Origin of the sequence: Advenella sp. EE-W14, assembly GCF_012923605.1 — a bacterium.
Lineage (GTDB): Bacteria > Pseudomonadota > Gammaproteobacteria > Burkholderiales > Burkholderiaceae_B > Advenella > Advenella alkanexedens.
Genome location: NZ_JAAVNG010000007.1, coordinates 104,363 through 126,649, shown reverse-complemented (window position 1 = coordinate 126,649; position 22,287 = coordinate 104,363). Strand labels below are relative to the sequence as shown.

The window sequence follows — 22,287 nt, the reverse complement described above, 5'->3', positions numbered from 1 at the left end:
CTGATGCCATAATTTTACGTTCTATTCTGAACGCTTATTATGGCATCACTTTGAAATGTAATAAAGTTTTACTTATATGATATAAAATTATTGGGCAAAACGTTGTTGCAGGATATCGACGGCAGGCAATGTCTTGCCTTCGAGGAACTCCAGGAAAGCACCGCCGCCGGTAGAGATATAGCCAACCTTGTCGGCAATGCCAAACTTGGCAATTGCAGCCAGGGTATCGCCACCACCGGCAATGGAAAAGCCTTCGGACTCGGCAATCGCTTCGGCAATTTTTTTCGTGCCATTGGCAAATGCGTCGAACTCGAACACACCCACCGGACCGTTCCAGACGATGGTTCCGGCTTTTTTCAGAATTTCGGCCAGGGTATTGGCAGTTTGTTCACCAATATCAAAAATCATATCGTCATCGGCCACTTCAGTCGCGGCTTTTTCAGTAGCCGGTGTATCGGCAGAAAAGGACTTGCCACAAACCACATCAACAGGAATGGGCACACCGGCACCCCGCTTGGCCATGATATCAATCACGGTTTTGGCCTGTTCTACCTGATCGGGTTCTGCCAGGGACTTGCCAATATTCAGGCCACTGGCCAGCATGAAGGTGTTCGCAATACCACCGCCCACAACAAGCTGGTCGACGCGTTCAGCCAGGGCCTGCAAAATGGACAGTTTGCTGGAGACCTTGGAGCCGCCTACAATCGCCACCATTGGACGCTTGGGATTTTGCAATACACGGCCCAAAGCGGCCAGTTCTGCCTCAAGAAGCGGTCCGGCACAAACAATCGGTGCAAACCGGGCCATACCATGCGTGGTGGCTTCGGCACGGTGCGCTGTACCGAATGCATCGTTCACATAAACATCACAAAGCGCGGCCATTTTACGGGACAGCGCTTCATCATTTTTTTTCTCGCCCACATTCACGCGGCAATTTTCCAGCAATACAACCTGGCCGGGCGCTACCTCAAAGCCGCCATCCACCCAGTTCTGCACCAGCTCAACCGGCTGGCCCAGCAATTCGGACAAACGGGCGGCCACGGGTGCCAGACTGTCTTTGTCGGTCAGGGTGCCTTCGGTGGGACGCCCCAGATGAGACGTAAGCAGGACGGCAGCGCCTGCCTGAAGTGCCATTTTAATGGCTGGCACCGAAGCCCGTACACGGGTGTCTTCGGTAATAATTCCCTGATCATTCAGGGGGACATTTAAATCGGAACGGATAAACACACGTTTACCCTTGAGTTGATCCGCCTTGGCCAGTGCAGAAAGCGTTTGAACGTTTAACATTATTTTTGCATGTCCTTAATGTATGATTATCGACTGCATGGAGCAGGCCATTTCATGCAGACCGCGCATCCATTCATGGTGATTTGACAATATTGATTGTAATAAGGAAAAACGGCATCTTAAGTAACAGGATGCCGTTTTTCGTGAATTGCGAAATGAACTGATTATTTGGCGTTCATCAAGGCAACAGTGGTATCAAGCATACGATTGGAGAAGCCCCACTCGTTGTCGTACCAGGATGCCACTTTAACCAGTTTGCCAGAAACTTTGGTTAAGGTAGCGTCAAATGAGCTGGAGGCCGGGTTATGGTTGAAGTCGATGGAAACCAGCGGTGCTTCGTTGTAATCCAGAATACCTTTCAGGGAACCTTCAGACGCGGTTTTCAGGATGGCGTTCACTTCCTCAACGGTTGTTTCACGGCTGGCGATGAAAGACAGATCAACCATGGAAACATTGATGGTCGGAACACGGATCGCGTAGCCATCGAGTTTGCCATTCAATTCGGGTAATACCAGGCCAACAGCCGCTGCAGCACCGGTTTTGGTCGGGATCATGCTCATGGTGGCAGAACGTGCACGACGCAGGTCTTCGTGGTAGACGTCGGTCAATACCTGGTCATTGGTGTACGCATGAACGGTAGTCATCAAACCGGTTTCAACGCCCAGGGCTTCGTGCAGGGGCTGAACCAGCGGAGCCAGACAGTTGGTGGTGCAGGATGCGTTGGAAATAACGGTGTCGCTTGCTTTCAGAACCTGGTGGTTAACACCGTATACGATGGTTGCGTCAACGTCTTTACCGCCGGGTGCGGAAATAATGACTTTTTTGGCACCGCCTTTCAGGTGGGCGCTGGCTTTTTCCTTGCTGGTGAAAAAGCCGGTACATTCCAGCACGACGTCAACATTGAGTTCACCCCATGGCAATTCTGCCGGATTACGGTTGGCCAGCACACGGATCCTATCACCGTTAACCACCATGTAATCGCCATCAACCGTTACCGTACCGGGGAACTTGCCGTGGGCAGTATCGTATTGGGTTAAATGAGCGTTGGTTTTAGGGTCGCCCAAGTCATTGATAGCGACAATTTCGATATCATGGGATTTGCCACTTTCGTAGTGGGCACGTAATACATTGCGGCCGATACGACCGTATCCATTGATTGCAACACGAATGGTCATTACATTCTCTCCTGGTTTATAAAACTTGCTTGACTGCGTCGGCCACTTTTTCTGAAGTCAGGCCAAAATGCTTGAATAAAACACCAGCGGGTGCTGATTCACCGTAGGTATCAAGGCCCACCACAACACCGTCACGTCCGGTGTATTTATACCAGATGGAAGACACGCCTGCCTCGACGGCCACACAAGGCAATTCTTTTGGCAAAACAGAATCTTTCCATTCTTTTGACTGACGGTCAAATACATTGGTGCTTGGCATGGAAACCACACGCACCGGAATATTTTCACTGGCAAGGGCTTCCTGGGCTTTCAGGGCGATTTCAATTTCAGAACCCGTGGCGATAATAATGGCCTTGGCCTGCTCGGCATCACGCAATACGTAACCACCCTTTTCAATATTGGCGACAGCTTCAGGGCTGCGCTCGACAAAAGGCAGGTTTTGACGCGACAACAGCAAGGCACTGGGACCACCCTGCTGTACGTTTGTACCCAGGCTGGCCGGACGGCTGACGGCTGATTTCCAGGCAATGGCGGTTTCCACTGTATCGCAGGGACGCCAGACATCCAGGTTGGGAATCAGACGCAAGCTGGCAGCATGCTCGACAGACTGGTGAGTAGGGCCGTCTTCACCCAAACCGATGGAATCATGGGTAAAAACATGCACCACACGCTGCTTCATGAGCGCGGCCATGCGAATCGCATTGCGGGAATAATCGGAAAAGGTCAGGAAGGTGCCGCCAAATGGCAGGTAACCGCCATGCAGGGCAATACCATTCATGATGCCGGCCATACCGAATTCACGTACACCATAGTTGATGTGACGGCCAAACTGCAGGCCATTGCCAGTGGCACGAACCGGAGCAACCCCTTTCCAGTCAGTAAAGTTGGAGCCGGTCAAGTCGGCCGAACCACCCAAAAACTCGGGCAGGATTTCAGCCAAAGCAGCAATGGCAAACTGGGAAGCCTTACGTGAGGCAACCGTTTCAGCTTTATTCACGGTTTCTTGCAGGTAAGCATTGAACTGAGCGGCAAAATCGGCAGGCAGTTCGCCATTCATGCGACGGGCCAGTTCCTTGGCCTGCTCGGGGAATTCTTGTGCGTATCGGTCAAAGCGGGCTTGCCATTCGTCTTGCAGCTGAATGCCACGCTCTACCTGGTTCCAGCCCTGGTAAATTTCGCTGGAAATTTCAAAGGCGGGCAGATCCCAGCCAATCGCGGCACGGGTTGCCTCGATCTCGACGGCACCCAGGGGTGAACCGTGCACTTTTTCAGAGCCGGCCATATTGGGCGCGCCTTTACCGATTACCGTTTTGCAGCAAATAAGGGTAGGACCGGCATTGTCACCAAGCGCCGCTTCTTTGGCCTGGGCAATGGCACGATCAACAGCGTTTACGTCGTGGCCGTCCACATCGCGAATCACATTCCAGCCATAGGCCTCAAAGCGTTTGGGGGTATCATCGGCAAACCAGTTTTGTACCTGGCCGTCGATGGAAATGCCATTGTCATCGTACAGTACAATTAAACGGGAAAGTCTGAGTGTGCCGGCCAATGAAGCCACTTCGTGGGAAATGCCTTCCATCAGGCAACCATCGCCGACAAACGCGTAGGTGAAATGATCAATGACAGGCAGGCCAGGCTTGTTGAATTCCAACGCCAGCAAGCGCTCTGCCAGGGCAAAACCGACCGCATTGGCAATACCCTGTCCGAGGGGACCGGTGGTGGTTTCGACGCCAGCGGTAATACCCACCTCGGGGTGCCCCGGTGTTTTGGAGTGCAGCTGGCGGAAGTTTTTCAGTTCCTCGATGGAAAGATCATAGCCGGTAAGGTGCAGTAAAGCATACAAGAGCATGGAGCCATGACCATTGGACAGCACGAAGCGGTCACGGTCGAACCAGGCCGGATTTTGCGGATTATGACGCAAATGCCGTGTCCATAAAGCCTGTGCAATTTCCGCCATCCCCATAGGGGCACCGGGATGACCGGAATTTGCCTTTTGAACGGCATCCATGGCGAGCGCACGGATTGCATTTGAAAGAAGTGGCGGATTATTGCTTGTGGCAGTATTCTTCATGTGTGTCCTATCTTGCGATATATATACAATCTTGCGAACAAATTTTTTCAATAACCTATAATTTTAGCACTCTAAACCTTGCTCTTTGTCGACTGCCTGTATAAAGTAAAATTTATCCATGTGATTTGCCTTGTCCGCAAGGGAAAATTTACCTGCAGGCTTTTGCCCTGCCCCTGTCAATCAGGATTAACCTGTTTATTCATATTGTTTATTTTCAATGGCTACTCCCCGGTTTTATTGTCCCATTCCACTGCCCCTTAACGAAACCATCGCCCTGCCCGATAATGTCGCCCACCACGCCTCGCGCGCGCTGCGCCTGCGTGAAGGGGATGAGATCGTCCTGTTTGACGGAAAACAGGGGCAATACCATGCCGAACTGCGCTTCATGAACGGCAAGGCCATGGCTGCCATCAAGTATTTCAATGCACAAGAGCATGAACTCAAAGGCAAAATCACTCTGGTCCAGGGCTTGCCTTCAGGCGATAAAATGGACTGGATCATCGAAAAAGCCAGCGAACTGGGCGTACAGCACCTGATACCCATACAGGCAGAGCGCAGCGTCTTGAATCTAACCGGCAACCGTCTTGAAAAGCGCCAGGATCATTGGGAAAAAGTAGCCATATCAGCCGGTGAACAATGCGGCAGAAACCGGATATTGCAAATAGAACCCCTGCAAACACTGGCCCGGTTTGTATCAAATCATCCCCAACTGGATCACAATCTACTGTGTCACCCTGAAGGCGGTACCGATCTGGCCACTTACCTGAAAGCACAAGCCGATGCCAAAGAAATCTGCCTGATTGTTGGCCCTGAAGGAGGATGGTCTGACCGGGAGCTGGATTTACTCAAGAAAAATGGCGCCTGTCAAATTACGTATGGATCAAGGGTTTTGCGTACCGAAACGGCAGGCCTGGCACTCACGGCAGCCTGCTCGGCATTAATGAACTGGGTTTGAAGTAAAGAACGGCCACACCGGGAACAGGCCGTTTTCTGCACATTTGATGAGTATTTATTTGCTCTGGCTTTCAGCGCCCTGACTCTCGGCATAGGGTGCAGGCGCCACACCAGGCTCGGGGTCGGAATGCTTGCCCACATGTTCTATTGAATACACAAAAATCCGGTCCTTGTCAGCGGCAAACTCAAGCGTATCATTCAGAATACCCTGAATATCCCGGGCATCTTCAGCCAGAGTTGGATCACCCGAATGCAGGTTTTTAATCCAGAGCACCATACCTTTTTTCTGGTCCAGCAGGGTTTCTCCCAGGCAGTCCAACAAGGCATCCATATTGTTGCCAAAGAAAACCGGATAATCGACAGCTTTGGCCAATGCCCTTAAAATGGCGGAGCGATTCCTGGCCTTGTCACAATCAGCGGAAAAAAATGTCAGACCCAGCTCTTCTGCCAAAGCGGCAACTTCTTCCTGCTTCTGGGACTCAGCCTTGATTTCCCCGCCGGAAGACAGGATCTTCGTTAATATCGTTTCTGATTTTTTACTCATGATGCGCCCTCATTAAAAAACGCCTTAATTTCATCTATTCGCTGCATCGTATCCACATAAGCGAGATTTATCAACTCTGTTGTAAATTCCGCCTCAAATAATAAATGAGAGGCAACTATACTACCTGTATGAACGCCACCCTTGGAAGAAACCCCCAAAACGCGCAAAAACGCACGTACGGTCTGTGGCATGCACTTTAAATGCATCATGGCGATTTCGTCAATAGATTTGCTCGGGCTCAGCGTGAGAACGTCAATGGTTTTCAGGGCCGGGCTAAGCTCGGTCTGTTCGGGAATCACCTTTAACAGGGAGTTTATACGGTGAATGCGTTCCAGATCAATCGAAAGCCCATCCACAAAAATATCCGACAGGGCATGCCCACCCAATTGGGCCAGGGTTGGATAGTTCTCCGAGCAATGCTCAAAAGAAACCGCTTCCTGTATATTGTGATCCGTCGTGCTGATGACCACCACTTTTTCCGCCCCAAGATGAATGGCCGGGCTGATGGGAGCCAGCTGTCGCATGGAACCATCGCCACACCACTCGGTATGCGCCTGAACAGACAGGCATTGCGCCGGAAACACAAACGGAATGGCGCTGGAGGCCATCAAATGACGCAACTCAATTTCACAGGCAACCGATTTTCGCCTGAAGCCCTGCCATTCCTGCATGGTATGCTTGGACTGGTAAAACGTTAAATGAGTCCCCGTGGTGTAACTGGTTGCGGTAATCGCCAGCGCCGACAGGTCATGATTGCGCAGATTATGCCTGAGATTGTCAAAGTGCATGAACCGGCCCAGCAAATGCGCCAAAGGCCGGTTATCAAGCAAAGACTTGGGGCTTTGCGCCCTGATAAACGGGCTGGCCCAGCCAAACATCAAGAGAGACAGCCAGCGGCTTGCATTCCCAAAAACCCCCACCGGGTCGGAACGGTATACCTGACTGGTTTTGATATTGCTCCAGATATGACGCAGGCGCCTGACTGAGGCGTGCGGAAAAGCAGCCCGACAGGCATACCCAGTGGCATTGATGGCGCCAGCAGAAGAGCCGCAGATGATCTGGAACGGATTACGGAAACCGGGACTGCGATGGGGATCAAGAATATCAAGCAAAGCCCAAAGCACCCCTATTTGATAAGCTGCCTTGGCCCCGCCACCGGTAAACACCAGTCCAACCGGCATTTTCCGAGGTGAGGCGGCATGATCAGAGGCTGGAGAATTTATTTCCGGGAGTATTGGCATCAACAACCGTTAGCGCCGCCATGTTGACAATACGACGCACTGTTGAGCTGGCGGTCAGAATATGGATAGGCGCGTTAACCCCCAACAGGAACGGCCCCACAGCCACGTTACCACCGGCACATGTCTTAAGCAGGTTATAGGCAATATTGCCGGCATCCAAATTCGGACAAATCAACAGGTTGGCACTGCCCGACAGAGTGCTTGAAGGCAGCAGACGCTTGCGTACGTCTTCATCCAACGCCGCATCCGCATGCATTTCACCATCGATTTCCAACCCGGGCTCCTGCTCACGAATAATATCAAGGGCTTCACGCATCTTGGAGCCGGACATCGGGTTATCGGTGCCAAAGTTGGAACTGGACAGCAAGGCAACCTTGGGCTCGATTTGCAAATGACGCATTTCTTCAGCCGCCATCCGTGTGATTTCAGCCACTTCAGCCGCAGAAGGATCTGCATTAACGTGAGTATCGGCCACCGCTACCGTGCGCTCTGACATCAGCAGGATATTCATGGCACCGTAAGTCGTGACACCCGGTGCCTTGCCAATGACCTGATCAACCAGGCGCAGGTGGTTGGCATAAGTACCGACCGTACCGCATATCATGCCATCGGCATCGCCCAGCTTGACCATCATGGCACCAATCAAGGTCAAACGGCGACGCATTTCAACCCGGGCAAATTCCTGGGTGACCCCTTTGCGATTCATCATTTCCCAGTAAGTTGTCCAGTACTGTTTGAAACGGGGATCATTTTCAGAGTTGGTGACATCAACATCTTCACCAAGACGAATACGCAGGCCAAATTGACGGATGCGATGTTCAAGCACGGCAGGACGGCCAACCAGAATGGGTCGGCAGATTTTTTCGTCGATCAGAACCTGTACCGCCCGCAAAACCCGCTCATCTTCACCCTCGGTAAATACGATACGGGATTTACCGCCGTCACGGACATAGGAGCGTGCCAGCGAGAACATGGGCTTCATGAAAGAGCCGGAATGATAAACAAACTGCTGCAACTGTTCAGCGTAGGCCTCGAGATCCTCAATGGGACGGGTGGCAACGCCATCTTCCATGGCCGCCTTGGCCACGGCAGGCGCAATCCTGACGATCAGACGGGGATCAAAAGGCTTGGGAATGAGGTAGCCGGGACCAAAGTCAAGCTGGTTACCCCCATAGGCAGCAGCCACAACATCGTTGGGCTCTTCCTGGGCCAGTTTGCAAATGGCCTGCACCACTGCCTTTTCCATGCCACGGGTAATCGTGGTGGCCCCCACATCAAGGGCTCCCCTGAAAATATAGGGGAAACAAAGCACGTTATTGACCTGATTGGGATAATCGGAACGACCGGTTGCCATCACCACATCATCACGGACGGCATGCGCGTCTTCGGGCAGGATTTCGGGGTTGGGGTTAGCCAAAGCCAGAATCAGCGGATTTTCTTTCATTTTCAACAGCATTTCGGGCTTGAGTACACCACCGGCGGACAGCCCCAGGAAAGCATCCGCACCGTCAATGATTTCAGCCAATGTCCGCAATGGCGTCTCTTGCGCAAAGCGTTCCTTGGCAGGATCCATCAACTCCTTGCGTCCCTTGTAAACCACGCCCTCAATGTCCGAGACCCAGATATTTTCAACCGGCAAGCCCATATCAACCAGCAAATCAAGGCAGGCAAGCGCTGCAGCTCCGGCGCCTGACGTAACCAGTTTAATCTTCTTGATATCCTTGCCAACCACCTTCAGGCCATTCAAAAAAGCCGAGACTACCGTAATGGCAGTGCCATGCTGGTCATCATGAAAAACCGGGATTTTCAGGCGTTCACGCAGTTTTTTCTCTACCAGAAAACATTCAGGGGCCTTGATGTCCTCGAGGTTGATACCCCCAAAAGTGGGCTCCAGACCGGCAATGATCTCGACCAGTTTTTCCGGGTCATTCTCGTTGATTTCAATATCAAAGACATCGATACCGGCAAATTTCTTGAAAAGTACAGCCTTGCCTTCCATGACAGGTTTGGAGGCCAGGGGGCCGATGTTACCCAAGCCCAGCACGGCGGTTCCATTCGTGATAACACCAACCAGATTGCCACGGGCCGTATATTGAATGGCATTGACCGGATTGCTGACGATTTCATCGCAAGCAGCCGCCACGCCTGGCGAATATGCCAACGCCAAATCACGCTGGTTTGACAATTGTTTGGTTGGCGTTACGGAAACCTTGCCCGGACGGCCTTTTTTGTGATATTCCAAAGCAGCCGCGCGTAATCTTTCATCCATGTTTGAATCCTGTACTGACTTAGTGTATGAGTATTGAGCACTCTATCATACGAAAAATACGCCTGAATTGCACGATGAATCATACAATTTGTGCGCCTATTCTCCAAAGATGCCCGTCTGCCGGGTTCTGGCTCGTTCAAAGACACTCGTCCAAATACAAAAACACACCGGATGGATCAAATAATCCCTTGACCCTGCCCTCCACATGGGTAATCGAGTGAACCAACCGCTCACGCTCTGGCTCACTTAACATTACGCTACCCGGCATGACTGCCGGTGGCCCGGGCATTTTACGAAGGACCATTTCCTGGGCCCAAACCAGCGTTGCCCGATGCCCCAAAAACAGACGGGCCAGGTTGATATCCGCATGCAAGGCCTTGAGCGCATCCAGCCTGTACGAGAAAGGCCAGCTTGCCAGACCCAGACTCCACTCAACATCATCTTCACGCAACAGCTCAAACAGGTTGGGAATAATTCTTTGCAAGACCGGGATGGCCAGCGGGGACTCATCATTGACGCCAAAACCACCCAAAACAGCCGTTTTTCCGTCCGCAAACATGACATGCATCCGCTCCAGCCCCGAGGTATGAGTATAACCAGGCCTGACATCATGATATTCGGGACTTGCCAGCCAGTGTACCAGTGTCACATCAGCCGGCACCTGTTCAAACTGCCGGTAACCCAACGACAGCAGTTGGCCGGCGGTGGCAGCCGGCTGAGCCAGGCAGGCGTTATCACCCAATGGCTCCACCCGGGACAGAGATGGATCAATCCTGACGCTTAGGCAGGAACGGCCAATCACGTTCTCCCGCACGGCAATACCATCAAGCACCATGGCCACATCATACTCGGCACACAAGGCCTGCAAATGGAGCGCATCAGCCAACCGGGTGATGGTGACCGAAGCGGCCCCGTAACCATCCACTTGCCCCTCATCCCGGATTGACCCTTTGACTGAACGGGCAACCCGTTGACAGAAATTCTGCCACGGACTCTGGCTGACCGCCCTTTTGCCAAAACTCAAAAACGCACGACGATTCATGGTCATAATGATATTGCCACCTGAAAACAATTAAATAAACCCGTACATTTTAAGTGCCATTCCATCGATACGAATGACGGAATGCCGCCCACAAACTACAATCCACTATTATATTCAGCCGAATCACGCTTTTTCGGCTTGTGTCTGCAGTTTTATTTTTACCCCCGAGCTTGCCATGTCACGTATTGCCAAACGAGTTGAAAAAGCCCTGACTTTTCAGGCGATGGAAGTCACCAAAATAGCCCAAACCCTGAAGGAACAGGGAAAAGACATTATCAGTCTTGGAATCGGTGAGCCCGACTTCACCGCCCCCGCCATCGTTGTGGAAACCCTTAACCATGCAGCAGAGGCCGGTTTAAGCGGTTACAGCCCGGCACTGGGCATTGCGCCATTGCGGGCGGAAATCGCCAACTATTACAAAAAAAGTTTTGGTGCCAGCGTTAAACCCGAACAAGTCATTATCACGTCTGGGGCTTCGGGCGCCCTTTCGTTGGCCTGTTTAAGCACGTTGAATCCCGGCGATGAAATACTCATGCCAGATCCGGCTTACCCGGCCAACAGCAACTTTATTATCTGTGCCGGCGCCATCCCCCGCCTGATTCCCTGTACCGCAGAAGAACGGTTCCAGCTATCTGCTGAAAAAATCATGGCCAACTGGACCCCTAATACCCGTGGCGTCCTGATTGCCTCACCCAGCAACCCCACCGGCACGTCCGTCGACAACCAGGAGTTGAAAAAAATCATCCAGGCGGTCAAAGCGCGCAATGGCCTGGTCATCATGGATGAAATTTACCTTGGCCTGAGCTATGATCATGATCCGGTTTCAGCCCTGACCATTGACCCTGACATCATCGTTATTAACAGCTTTTCAAAGTATTTTCATATGACAGGCTGGCGCCTGGGCTGGATGATCGCCCCTGAAGACATCGTACCCGCCGTGGAAAAACTGGCCAGCAGCCTGTGCATTTGCCCATCAACCCTGGCCCAGCATGCCGCGATTACCTGCTTTACCGACGAAGCTATGGCCATCTATGAAAAACGCAGGCTGGCCTTTAAAGAGCGCAGGGATTATCTGCTTCCCGAACTTGAACGGCTGAATCTGCAAGTGCCGGTCGTCCCCGATGGCGCCTTCTATATTTATGCCGATATCAGTCATTACGCGCACGACAGCGAGACATTTGCCCGGGATCTGCTGAATGAAACCGGTGTAGCGGTTGTTCCAGGCCTGGATTTCGGGCCGGAACACGCCCGCCGCATGATTCGGATCTCTTATGCCACGGGGCTGGATCGACTGAAAGAGGCGATTGCCCGCATGGCGCCTTTCCTGCAGAAACTGGCGGCAAGAAAATCAATCGCGCATCAATAGAACTGACCCAGGTTCTTTCCTAAGGGAATCCCGGACTCAAGCGCTATCCGTTTACGCTCGTCCTGCACCCTGGCGGCATAACCGCTCCCCCCATTCGGACCGGTTGCCCCAACGTAACAGGCCAGCCCCCCATCTACCGAGCCCCGACGCTTGATACAGTCACGCAAGATCCGGGTACCCACCCGGACATTGGCCACCGGGTTCAAGGCTGACAGCCTGCCACCGTAAAACTCATCGAATTTTTCGGCATGCACCCGTGTCAGCACCTGCATCAGCCCCTGTGCGCCCACATGACTCTCGGCAAAAGGGTTATATCGTGACTCTACCGCGATGACACCCAGCACCAGCAGGGGGTCAAGGTCTTTTTCCCGGGCCGCCTCATAAACAGTCAGGATCAGCGAACCGGTCACGTTACGGGCCACCTTGAATTTGCGGGCGATGTAATCCCTTAACAACTGCGCCTGCTCGGCCGACACGCCCGGCAGGCTGAACTGCGGCTGGTCAATGGTCAAATTGGCAAAAAAGCCCTTCTCGGTGGCAGCCTCTTCTCCACTGACGACAGCCGAAGAAACCTCTTTCCTGGAGCGTTCATATTGATCATTGACCGCAAACAAATTCCGGAAATCCTGCTCGGACACCATGGAGTTATCCGGTTCAAGTGCAGCCAGCACCGCCAGCCGCACCTGCTGAAAACGGTCTTGCGCTGACGGCAAAATGAATATGGCCGCAACCAGCACCGTTGCGGCAATGCCCAGATACATGACCATTAAGCGAAAAAAATCATGAAAAAAAGAAACGATGCCCTGACGAACCGAGCGGGTTTCAGGACTGAGATCAAACAAAGCCATCTTTCATTTCCAACAAGTGGGAAAAACCCCAAATATAACCCGAAAATTCATTCATTCATGAAATATCCATATCACGGCATCCCAAACCCGACAAACACCCATACCGACCGTCGTCGGATATCCTATAATGAAAAGTCTTCCAAATTCTGATAGGCCGAATAAATTGAAATACCGTGACCTGCGTGACTTCCTCAGTCAGCTCGAAAAACTGAACAACCTGAAAGCCATTCAAACACCGGTTTCCACCCATCTTGAAATGACGGAAATCAGCGATCGCGTATTACGCAAGGAAGGGCCCGCCCTGCTTTTCAATCATGCCCTGCACAATGGCCAGAAATCGGACATCCCGGTGCTGACCAATCTGTTTGGCACGCCCCAGCGGGTTGCCTGGGGCATGGGGGCCGACAGCACCAGTGCCCTGAGGGAGATTGGTGAACTACTGGCCACCCTGCGTGAGCCCGAGGCACCCAAAAGCCTGAAAGATGCTTTTGGCAAGGTCTCCATGCTGAAATCCGCACTTTGGGACATGGCTCCGAAAATGCATCGTCACGCCCCCTGCCAGGAAATCATTCTTGAGGGCGATGACGTTGACCTTAACCGCCTGCCCATCCAGACCTGCTGGCCTGGCGATGTAGCCCCCCTGATTACCTGGGGCCTGGTCATTACCAAAGGCCCGCTGGCCAAACGCCAGAACCTGGGCATTTACCGCCAGCAACTTATCGGCCGCAACAAACTCATCATGCGCTGGCTGTCCCATCGTGGTGGCGCTCTTGATTTCCGTGATTTCGCCCTGGCCAATCCGGGCAAACCGTTTCCGATTGCCGTAGCCCTGGGTGCAGATCCGGCTACCATCCTGGGGGCCGTAACCCCCGTTCCCGACAGCCTGTCCGAATACCAGTTTGCCGGCCTGCTACGTGGTTCACGCACCGAGCTGGTCAAGGCCATTGGCAGCGATTTATCCATTCCCGCCTCAGCGGAAATCGTGCTTGAAGGGCATATCCTTCCTTCATCCGACCCACGGGTTCTGGCTCCCACGGTACCCGAAGGCATGACGCCCCCCAAACAATCCGCTTATGAAATGGCATTGGAAGGCCCCTATGGCGACCACACCGGTTACTACAACGAGCAGGACTGGTTCCCGGTCTTTACGGTTGAACGCATTACCATGCGCAAGAACCCCATTTACCACTCCACCTATACCGGAAAACCACCCGATGAACCTGCTGTATTGGGGGTGGCCCTGAACGAGGTATTTGTTCCCCTGCTCAAAAAACAACTGCCTGAAATCGTCGACTTTTATCTGCCCCCCGAAGGCTGCAGTTATCGCTTGGCGGTGGTTTCCATCCGCAAGCAATACGCTGGCCATGCCAAACGCGTCATGTTTGGCGTCTGGAGCATTCTGCGTCAGTTCATGTACACCAAATTCATTATCGTAGTGGATGATGATGTGGACACCCGCGACTGGAAAGAGGTCGTCTGGGCCATAACCACCCGGATGGATCCGGTCCGGGATACCTTACTGGTGGAAAACACCCCCATTGATTACCTGGACTTTGCCTCTCCGGTATCAGGTCTGGGTGGCAAGATGGGGCTGGATGCCACCAATAAATGGCCTGGTGAAACCCAGCGCGAATGGGGCACGCCCATCAAGATGGATGAGGATATCAAAACCCGGGTGGATTCTCTATGGAAGGATCTGGGCTTGTAGAAGCCGGTTGACGGGAAGGCGCCCTGCTTTCCCGACTCTGGAATTTATGGTACACAAACCAGGAAACCGCTGCCAGCACCACCGGCTTAAGCACTTTTGAACGGGTTTTGCTGGAACGCAACAAAAACCGACCCACCAACAGGCTAAGACGTGGATTCTTTTCCAGGTAAGCAAACAAACCAGAAGGAATGCCCGTCATGCGGGATAAGCCCAGGCTGCCGCTTTGCAACAATTGCTGCCTCAGCGCACGTGGAGAAGCCGAAAGGCTCAGTTTCCTGAAACTCAAGCTGGCAATTTCCCGCTCGACGTCTATCCGGGCAACCAGCAACTGTTTGTGCAATTCCCGTTCTTTTCGGTTCATGGACGATCCTCTGTGGCCACTGCCGTGCTGCCCCGCATACACTGCGCATCATCTTGCAAGGCCTTGACCGTTGCGGAAAATGGCAGGTGTTTCCTGATGAGACGGGAACGGACATAGAAAAAGCAGGCCAGTGACGCCATGGTATGAAACAATACCAAGCCCAGCAACACGACAAAACGGTATTCGGTACCCCAAAAATACAGGCCAACCAATACGGTTGCGCTCATGAGGGCCAAGATAAAAAAAACGAAACCAAACATGCTCAACCACAGCATGCCCAGCATACGCTCTTTTTCCTCGGCCACTTCAAGCCCAAACAACTCCATGCGGGTGGCGGCGATTTTAAACAGGCTGCCAACCGCATTTTTCAGATCATGCCTGACGGTCATAAAGGCGATACCCTTCAATAATGCTTAACGACGACCAATGATAACACCCAACAACAAGCCGGCCAGACCCACCATGCCGATTGAGCGCCATGGATTTTCATGCACGTACTCATCGGTCACCCGTACGGCTTCCTTGCTTTGGACAATCGCTTTTTCCTGGGTTTCCCTGAAACTGTCAGTAGCCCTGTGAATGGCATTCATCGCCCTTGCGCGTAACTCATGCGCTTTTTCTTCACCGGCACCTGCAGCCTCCTTCAGCAAGGATTCGGCATCTTCAATACTTTTACGCAAGCTTTCCAGCAATTGCTCTTCGGTTTGCTCCAGACTTTTTCGTACGGCCATTTGCTTTCTCCAAAAAGTTAAGGGGTTCGGAACATCATATATGATTTTTGGGCATCACCCTATATAAAATACTTAAAAAAGTGTCAACTTATTGCTTCATTGTAATAATAACAAGGCAACAGGCGCATCGTCCCGCCATAAAAGCCGCTTGCCCGATGAGGCCTTAATCTTTCTGCCGGGTACCGAAAATACGGTCACCGGCATCACCCAACCCGGGAATGATATAACCATTTTCATTCAGGCCCTCATCCACCGAGGCAGTGTAAATATCCACATCAGGATGCTTGCCAAGCACTTTCTCAATCCCCACCGGAGCCGCCACCAGCACCAGCGCCCGAATCTCGCGGCAACCGGCCGCCTTCAGCATGTCGATGGTAGCCACCATGGAACCACCGGTCGCCAGCATCGGGTCGATAATCAGGGCAATCCGCTGATCCAGATCATCCACCAGCTTTTTAAGATAGGTGGCGGCCTCAAGGGTTTCTTCATTGCGGGCAATGCCTACCGCGCTGACCTTGGCGCCCGGGATCAAAGAAAGAACGCCTTCCAGCATGCCAATACCGACACGCAAGATGGGTACGACGGTCACTTTCTTGCCGGCAATTTTTTCTACCACAACCTGACCGCACCACCCATGGATGGTGGTGTTTTCAAGCGGGAAGTCTTTGGTGGCCTCATAAGTAAGCAACGCTGAAATTTCCTGGGCCAGTTCGCGAAAACTTTTTGTACTCAGATCTGCACTGCGCATAATGCCCAGTTTATGTCTGATAAGGGGGTGCCGGATCTCGTGGATGGCCATAATTTCTCCGATGGATTCACAATACAATATATTCAGTCTGCCAGTATTGAAAAAGGGCATAACTTTGCCGGGTCATTCATTTCAATGGCGCAGGGTTAAACTCGCTTTATAATAACCCCTTACCCGGCAGCAACCATGCCGAAATGATAATACGCCCTTCGATATTTTTCCAACTACCTTCGCTGTTTTCATGTATCAGATCAACAATACGCTTACCGTTGCCGACTTCAATTATGAGTTGCCACAAGCGCTTATCGCCCAGACACCTCCAGCCTCCCGCGGACAAAGCCGCCTGTTGCACATCGATCCGCAAGACCGGTTACACGACCTTGCCTTTCCCGATATCGTGAATCTGCTAAAACCCGATGACCTGCTTGTTTTCAACAACACCAAGGTCATCAAGGCCCGCCTGTATGGCCAAAAACAAAGCGGAGGAAAAGTCGAGGCCCTGATCGAGCGTATTACCGAACCCACCCGTGCCCTGGCGCATCTCAAATCCAGTAAATCCCCCAAGGCAGGAGCCCGTCTGGTCTTTGAGAACGCCTTTGAGGCAGAGGTGCTGGGCCGCGAGGGTGAGCTGTTTGACATTCGTTTTCCGGGCAATGTGCTGGACCTGCTGGATCAATACGGTGCAACACCCTTGCCCCCCTATATCCAGCACGAGGCCGACTCATCCGATGAGCAGCGCTATCAAACCGTATATGCCCGGGAACCTGGGGCCGTTGCCGCTCCAACCGCCGGCCTGCATTTTGACGATACCCTATTACAGCAAATAAAAGCCGCAGGTATTAATTGTTCCTTTGTCACCCTCCATGTGGGTGCCGGCACCTTTCAGCCCGTACGGGTTGAACAATTAAAAGACCACACCATGCATGCCGAATGGTATACCGTCGGGCAGGAAACCGTTGATGCCATATTACAAACCCGGGCCAGGGGCGGGCGTGTGATTGCGGTGGGCACCACCAGCGTGCGGGCACTGGAATCGGCCGCCCATCAGGGCGGTCTCGCGGGGACCAAATGCCCAATCGCCCACTCGGCGGATACCCGTCTGTTCATTACCCCTGGCTACGAATTCCAGGTCATCGACGGGCTCCTCACCAATTTCCACCTGCCCCAATCCACCCTGCTTATGCTGGTTTCAGCGCTGTGCGGCCTTGACACCATGCGCCAGGCCTATCAACATGCCATCGCTCAACAATACCGTTTCTTCAGCTATGGCGACGCCATGTTCATTGCGCCCCGCGCCTGAAGCCAAGGCCCACCCACCACCCCGATCAAAATTATTTATATTGAAAAGATATGTCAGGACTCAAGTTTGAACTGTTAAAAACCGAAGGCAAGGCCCGCCGCGCCAGCATTACACTGAATCATGGTACCGTGCAAACACCCATGTTCATGCCGGTTGGCACCTACGGCAGCGTCAAGGCCATGTTGCCGCATGAACTGGAGGAAATCGGTTCCCAGGTTATTCTGGGCAACACCTTCCACCTTTGGCTGCGTCCGGGCACTGAAGTCATTGAAAAGCATGGCGGACTGCATCAGTTCATGCAATGGAACAAGCCCATTCTGACCGATTCGGGTGGTTTTCAGGTATTCAGCCTCAGCGATCTGCGCAGTAAAATCACCGAAGAAGGCGTCAAATTCTCTTCGCCCATTGATGGCGCCAAACTGCTGCTGACGCCCGAAGAGTCCATGCGCATCCAGCGTTCCCTGAACTCGGATATCGTCATGGTGTTTGATGAGTGTACGCCCTACATGATTGATGGCCGCCCGGCCACCCTGGAAGAGGCGGCCCGCTCAATGCGCATGTCACTGCGCTGGGCCAAGCGCTCCAAAGACACCTTCAATCAACTGGAAAACCCCAATGCCCTGTTTGGCATTGTCCAGGGCGGCATGTATGAATCCCTGCGTGACGAATCCCTGGCCGGCCTGACCGATATCGGTTTCCATGGCTATGCGATTGGAGGCCTGTCGGTGGGTGAACCCAAGGAAGACATGCTGCGCATTTTGCAGCACATCACCCACAAACTGCCTGAAAATGCCCCCCGTTACCTGATGGGCGTAGGTACCCCCGAAGACCTGGTTGACGGTGTTGCCAACGGCGTGGACATGTTCGATTGCGTCATGCCTTCACGCAATGCCCGCAATGGCTGGCTGTTTACCCGCTTTGGCGACATCAAGATCCGTAACGCCCGTTACAAGGATGATACCCGTCCACTGGATCCGGGCTGCCACTGCCACACCTGCAGCCATTTTTCCCGCGCCTATTTGCACCACATGCAAAAAGCCAATGAAATTACCGGCGCCCGCCTGAACACCCTTCACAACCTGCATTACTATCTTAACCTGATGAAAGAAATACGCACGGCACTGGAAAACGGCACGTTTACACAATGGAAAGAACAATTCGCAAAAGATCGCGCAAGAGGCATCGAATAATCAAGTTCCGCTACAATATCCCGTTAATATAATTATTTTTTTGGAGTTACCCCATGCTGGCAACAGATTTATCACAACTCATTATTGCTCAAGCCGCCCCCGAGGGTGCTGCAGGTGGATTGGCAAGTTTTCTGCCAATCATCCTCATGTTTGTGGTGCTTTATTTCATGATGATCCGTCCACAAATGAAGCGTCAGAAAGAACATAAAGCCATGGTCGAAGCACTGACCAAAGGCGATGAGGTCATTACTTCGGGTGGTCTGCTGGGTAAAGTCAGCAAAGTCACCGATAACTACATTACCATTGAAGTGGCTGAACTGGCCGAGAAACCCGTTGAAGTCCTGCTGCAACGCGGAGCCGTTACCAATATTCTGCCCAAAGGCACCATCAAATCCCTGTAAGGCTGCCCTGCCCTTAATTTTTTAAGGGCTTTCTTTTTTTAATCAACCTATTTATACGGCTACGGCATGAACCGCTATCCTCTCTGGAAATACCTAATGGTACTGGTTGCATTGGTAATCGGTATTATTTACACCATCCCGAATTTTTTCGGGGAATCACCTGCTGTCCAGGTTTCTAGCGCAAACGTTACACTCAAGGTCGATCAACAGCTGTTAAGCCGCGTTGACAGCATCCTCAAACAGAATAACATTCCTTACACGGGCTCTTATTTTCAGCAAAATGGTCCGGTTGGCACCATCCGCATCCGCTTTGATTCCACCGACAACCAACTCAAGGCCAAAGACATCCTTGAGCGCAGTCTGAATACCAATACACAAGAGCCCGATTATACGGTTGCCCTGAACCTGCTGTCCGGGTCACCCGACTGGCTGACCAGCCTTGGCGCAAACCCCATGTACCTGGGTCTTGACTTGCGCGGTGGCGTTCACTTCCTGCTGCAGGTTGACATGAAAGGCGCACTGGAATCGCGCTACGATACCCTGACCACCGACATCCGCAGCATTCTGCGCGACCAGAAAATAGAGGTTGAGTCCGTCAACAAGGCAGGCGCCAGCATTGTCTCCACTTTTGCATCCGAGAACGACCGCAACAAAGCCATCGGCGCGTTCCGTAGCCGCATCAATGAACTGACCTTTACCGAATCTGTCGACAATGGCAAATTCATCCTGACCGGACAAATCAGCCCAAGCGAGATCACCCGGGTAGAACAAACCGCCCTCAAACAAAACATTCTTACCCTGCATAACCGCATTAATGAATTGGGCGTTGCCGAACCGGTTATCCAGCAGCAGGGCAACGACCGTATTGTTGTCCAGTTGCCCGGCATTCAGGATGTGGCCAAGGCCAAGGAAATCCTTGGCCGCACCGCCACCCTGCAATTGCGTATGGTCGACGATTCCCCCGCGGCCTTGTCTGCCCTGGCCAGTGGCACAGTGCCATTCGGACTGGAGTCTTTCAAGGATAGCGATGGCCGTCCCATTCTGGTTCGTCGCCAGGTTCTGCTGACCGGTGAAAACCTGGAAAACGCCCAGGCCGGCCGCAACCAGCAAACCCAGGAGCCCACCGTCAACCTGACCCTGGACAATAAGGGTGCCCGTATTTTCCGCGACACCACCCGTGACAACATAGGTAAACGACTGGCCATTATCCTGTTTGAAAACAATCGTGGACAAGTTGTGACTGCTCCGGTTATCCGCAGTGAAATTCCCAACGGACAGGTTGAGATTTCAGGCAGCATGACTGCCCAGCAGGCCGCTGACGTATCCCTGTTGCTTCGTGCCGGCTCACTGGCCGCCCCCATGAGCATTATCGAGGAACGCACAATTGGTCCAAGCCTGGGTGCGGAAAACATCAAGAAAGGGTTTGATTCCACCCTGTACGGCTTCATCATGATTGCCGTGTTCATGATTATTTACTATCACCTCTTTGGTATTTTCTCCACCCTGGGCCTGATCTTCAACGTCTTGCTGCTGCTGGCGCTGCTCTCCATGCTGCAGGCCACGCTTACCCTGCCAGGTATTGCAGCGCTGGCCCTTACCCTGGGTATGGCGATTGACGCGAACGTGCTGATCAACGAACGGATCCGCGAGGAGCTGCGAGGCGGTGCCTCGCCGCAACAGGCCATCAATACCGGTTTTGACCGGGCATGGGGAACCATTCTTGACTCAAACCTGACCTCCCTGATTGTTGGCCTGGCATTGCTGGCCTTCGGCAGTGGTCCCATCCGTGGCTTTGCCGTGGTGCATACCCTTGGCATCCTGACCTCCATGTTCTCTTCCGTCGTGGGTGTCCGGGCATTGGTCAACCTTTGGTATGGCGGTCGTAAAAAGCTCAAAACCCTGGCCATCGGTACTGTCTGGAAACCGGATGCAGAGAAATAAAACGCTTTCATCCACAAGCAAGGTTTAACACGAAAACAATGTACCTGAACCCTGGCGGTTCGGGTACCAGGAATTAAAATGGAATTATTCAGAATCCGTAAAACCATACCGTTCATGAAGTATGCCCTGATCCTTAACGTGATCAGTGCCATTACTTTCATACTGGCGGTATTTTTCATCGTTACCCGCGGTTTTCACCTGTCAATCGAATTTACCGGTGGAACCGTCATGGAAGTCAATTACCAGCAACCCGCCGAACTGGATTCGATCCGCCAATCGGTCGCGTCCCTGGGCTATACCGACTTCCAGGTACAAAACTTTGGCACGTCACAAGACGTCATGATCCGTCTTCCCATTCAGGAAGGTGTCACTTCAGCTGCACAAAGTGAAAAAGTCATGCAAGCCCTCCAACAGGTTGACCCCGGTGTCGAATTGCGCCGGGTTGAGTTCGTCGGGCCACAGGTGGGCAGTGAATTGTTCAGCAATGGCCTGAAGGCGTTTTTCTTTGTGGTCCTGGGCATTATTGTGTACCTGGGTTTCCGCTTTGAGTGGAAATTCGCCATCGCCGGCATGATTGCCAACCTGCACGACGTGGTGATCATTCTGGGCTTTTTTGCCTTTTTCCAATGGGAGTTCTCTTTACCCGTACTGGCCGGCGTGCTGGCGGTACTGGGCTATTCGGTCAACGAATCGGTGGTTATCATGGACCGGATCCGTGAAAACTTCCGCAAACAGCGCAAAACCAGCGTTCGCGAAGTCATTGACAGTTCCATTACCCAAACCATCTCCCGGACCATTATTACCCACGGCTCTACCCAAATGATGGTGCTGTCCATGTTCTTTTTTGGCGGCCCCACCCTGCATTACTTCTCACTGGCCTTAACCATTGGCATCTGGTTTGGCATTTATTCCTCAGTCTTTGTGGCCGCTTCCATTGCCATGTGGTTGGGCGTCAAACGTGAAGACATGCTGAAAGTACCCAAAAAAGAAGACCCGGCTGCCGAAATCATGGAAGGCTAAGCCCAGGCTTCATTAAGTTGCCCTTCAATAAAAGGGTTAGCTAAAGACTTAGCCGTTAAATTGCCCCCAACAACCGCATATCACCGGTTT

20 protein-coding genes are annotated in these 22,287 nt (G+C 52.5%); 8 read left to right on the top strand and 12 right to left on the bottom strand.

The genetic code is table 11. From position 1 onward, the window contains the following. Positions 1-87: 87 nt before the first annotated feature. From HCX92_RS04720 to tkt, 3 genes are all read right to left on the bottom strand, one after another. A complete protein-coding gene (locus tag HCX92_RS04720) occupies positions 88-1,287 on the bottom strand; it encodes a phosphoglycerate kinase (protein WP_169293782.1) in 1,200 nt (399 codons plus the stop codon). A gap of 164 nt (positions 1,288-1,451) precedes the next feature. Further along, complete coding sequence (gap, locus tag HCX92_RS04715; protein ID WP_169293781.1) at positions 1,452-2,462, bottom strand: type I glyceraldehyde-3-phosphate dehydrogenase; 1,011 nt, start codon at positions 2,460-2,462, stop codon at positions 1,452-1,454. Between the two features lie 16 nt (positions 2,463-2,478). Further along, on the bottom strand, positions 2,479-4,533 hold the full coding sequence (gene tkt / locus HCX92_RS04710; protein ID WP_169293780.1) for a transketolase: 2,055 nt from the start codon (positions 4,531-4,533) through the stop codon (positions 2,479-2,481). A 217-nt stretch (positions 4,534-4,750) separates the two neighbouring features. Here tkt and HCX92_RS04705 point away from each other — a divergent pair, with 217 nt between their 5' ends. Beyond that, positions 4,751-5,488 (top strand): 16S rRNA (uracil(1498)-N(3))-methyltransferase, encoded by a 738-nt coding sequence (locus HCX92_RS04705; protein ID WP_169293779.1) that lies wholly within the window; start codon positions 4,751-4,753, stop codon positions 5,486-5,488. A 54-nt stretch (positions 5,489-5,542) separates the two neighbouring features. Here the strand turns inward: HCX92_RS04705 and HCX92_RS04700 are convergent, their stop codons facing one another. The 4 genes from HCX92_RS04700 to HCX92_RS04685 all read right to left on the bottom strand — a co-directional run bounded on the left by HCX92_RS04700 (position 5,543) and on the right by HCX92_RS04685 (position 10,589). Beyond that, a complete protein-coding gene (locus tag HCX92_RS04700) occupies positions 5,543-6,031 on the bottom strand; it encodes a barstar family protein (RefSeq protein ID WP_169293778.1) in 489 nt (162 codons plus the stop codon). After that, complete coding sequence (locus HCX92_RS04695) at positions 6,028-7,212, bottom strand: patatin-like phospholipase family protein (protein ID WP_169293777.1); 1,185 nt, start codon at positions 7,210-7,212, stop codon at positions 6,028-6,030. Before HCX92_RS04695 ends, HCX92_RS04700 begins: the two co-directional genes overlap by 4 nt. Before the next feature lie 22 nt (positions 7,213-7,234). After that, entirely contained in the window at positions 7,235-9,541 is a 2,307-nt protein-coding gene (locus HCX92_RS04690; RefSeq protein WP_169293776.1) for an NADP-dependent malic enzyme, read from the bottom strand. Between the two features lie 136 nt (positions 9,542-9,677). Further along, complete coding sequence (locus tag HCX92_RS04685; protein WP_169293775.1) at positions 9,678-10,589, bottom strand: hypothetical protein; 912 nt, start codon at positions 10,587-10,589, stop codon at positions 9,678-9,680. Between the two features lie 169 nt (positions 10,590-10,758). Here HCX92_RS04685 and HCX92_RS04680 point away from each other — a divergent pair, with 169 nt between their 5' ends. After that, positions 10,759-11,949 carry a pyridoxal phosphate-dependent aminotransferase gene (locus HCX92_RS04680; protein WP_169293774.1) on the top strand — a complete coding sequence of 397 codons (1,191 nt, stop codon included), beginning with the start codon at positions 10,759-10,761 and terminating at the stop codon, positions 11,947-11,949. Here HCX92_RS04680 and HCX92_RS04675 read toward each other — a convergent pair. After that, positions 11,943-12,797, bottom strand: coding sequence for a lytic transglycosylase domain-containing protein (locus HCX92_RS04675; protein WP_169293773.1), 855 nt, complete (start codon positions 12,795-12,797; stop codon positions 11,943-11,945). The two genes, HCX92_RS04680 and HCX92_RS04675, sit on opposite strands and share 7 nt — an antisense overlap. A gap of 163 nt (positions 12,798-12,960) precedes the next feature. On the opposite strand from HCX92_RS04675, the gene ubiD reads away from it, so the two are divergent. Beyond that, entirely contained in the window at positions 12,961-14,505 is a 1,545-nt protein-coding gene (gene ubiD / locus HCX92_RS04670) for a 4-hydroxy-3-polyprenylbenzoate decarboxylase (RefSeq protein ID WP_169293952.1), read from the top strand. Here ubiD and HCX92_RS04665 read toward each other — a convergent pair. From HCX92_RS04665 to upp, 4 genes are all read right to left on the bottom strand, one after another. Continuing rightward, a complete protein-coding gene (locus HCX92_RS04665) occupies positions 14,462-14,866 on the bottom strand; it encodes a hypothetical protein (RefSeq protein WP_169293772.1) in 405 nt (134 codons plus the stop codon). The two genes, ubiD and HCX92_RS04665, sit on opposite strands and share 44 nt — an antisense overlap. Further along, positions 14,863-15,255 carry a phage holin family protein gene (locus HCX92_RS04660; protein WP_169293771.1) on the bottom strand — a complete coding sequence of 131 codons (393 nt, stop codon included), beginning with the start codon at positions 15,253-15,255 and terminating at the stop codon, positions 14,863-14,865. Before HCX92_RS04660 ends, HCX92_RS04665 begins: the two co-directional genes overlap by 4 nt. Positions 15,256-15,279: 24 nt before the next feature. Further along, positions 15,280-15,597: a YqjD family protein gene (locus HCX92_RS04655; protein ID WP_169293770.1), complete on the bottom strand. Its 318-nt coding sequence runs from the start codon at positions 15,595-15,597 to the stop codon at positions 15,280-15,282. Between the two features lie 163 nt (positions 15,598-15,760). Then, positions 15,761-16,396: a uracil phosphoribosyltransferase gene (gene upp / locus HCX92_RS04650; RefSeq protein ID WP_169293769.1), complete on the bottom strand. Its 636-nt coding sequence runs from the start codon at positions 16,394-16,396 to the stop codon at positions 15,761-15,763. Between the two features lie 190 nt (positions 16,397-16,586). Between upp and queA the strand changes: the two genes are divergently transcribed. From queA to secF, 5 genes are all read left to right on the top strand, one after another. Beyond that, on the top strand, positions 16,587-17,645 hold the full coding sequence (queA, locus tag HCX92_RS04645; RefSeq protein WP_169293768.1) for a tRNA preQ1(34) S-adenosylmethionine ribosyltransferase-isomerase QueA: 1,059 nt from the start codon (positions 16,587-16,589) through the stop codon (positions 17,643-17,645). A gap of 50 nt (positions 17,646-17,695) precedes the next feature. Next, positions 17,696-18,835, top strand: a complete 1,140-nt coding sequence (gene tgt, locus HCX92_RS04640) for a tRNA guanosine(34) transglycosylase Tgt (protein ID WP_169293767.1) — start codon at positions 17,696-17,698, stop codon at positions 18,833-18,835. 53 nt (positions 18,836-18,888) lie between these two features. Continuing rightward, positions 18,889-19,236, top strand: coding sequence for a preprotein translocase subunit YajC (gene yajC, locus HCX92_RS04635; RefSeq protein ID WP_169293766.1), 348 nt, complete (start codon positions 18,889-18,891; stop codon positions 19,234-19,236). A gap of 66 nt (positions 19,237-19,302) precedes the next feature. After that, complete coding sequence (gene secD, locus HCX92_RS04630) at positions 19,303-21,177, top strand: protein translocase subunit SecD (RefSeq protein WP_169293765.1); 1,875 nt, start codon at positions 19,303-19,305, stop codon at positions 21,175-21,177. A 78-nt stretch (positions 21,178-21,255) separates the two neighbouring features. Then, positions 21,256-22,197, top strand: coding sequence for a protein translocase subunit SecF (secF, locus tag HCX92_RS04625; RefSeq protein ID WP_169293764.1), 942 nt, complete (start codon positions 21,256-21,258; stop codon positions 22,195-22,197). Positions 22,198-22,287 lie beyond the last annotated feature (90 nt).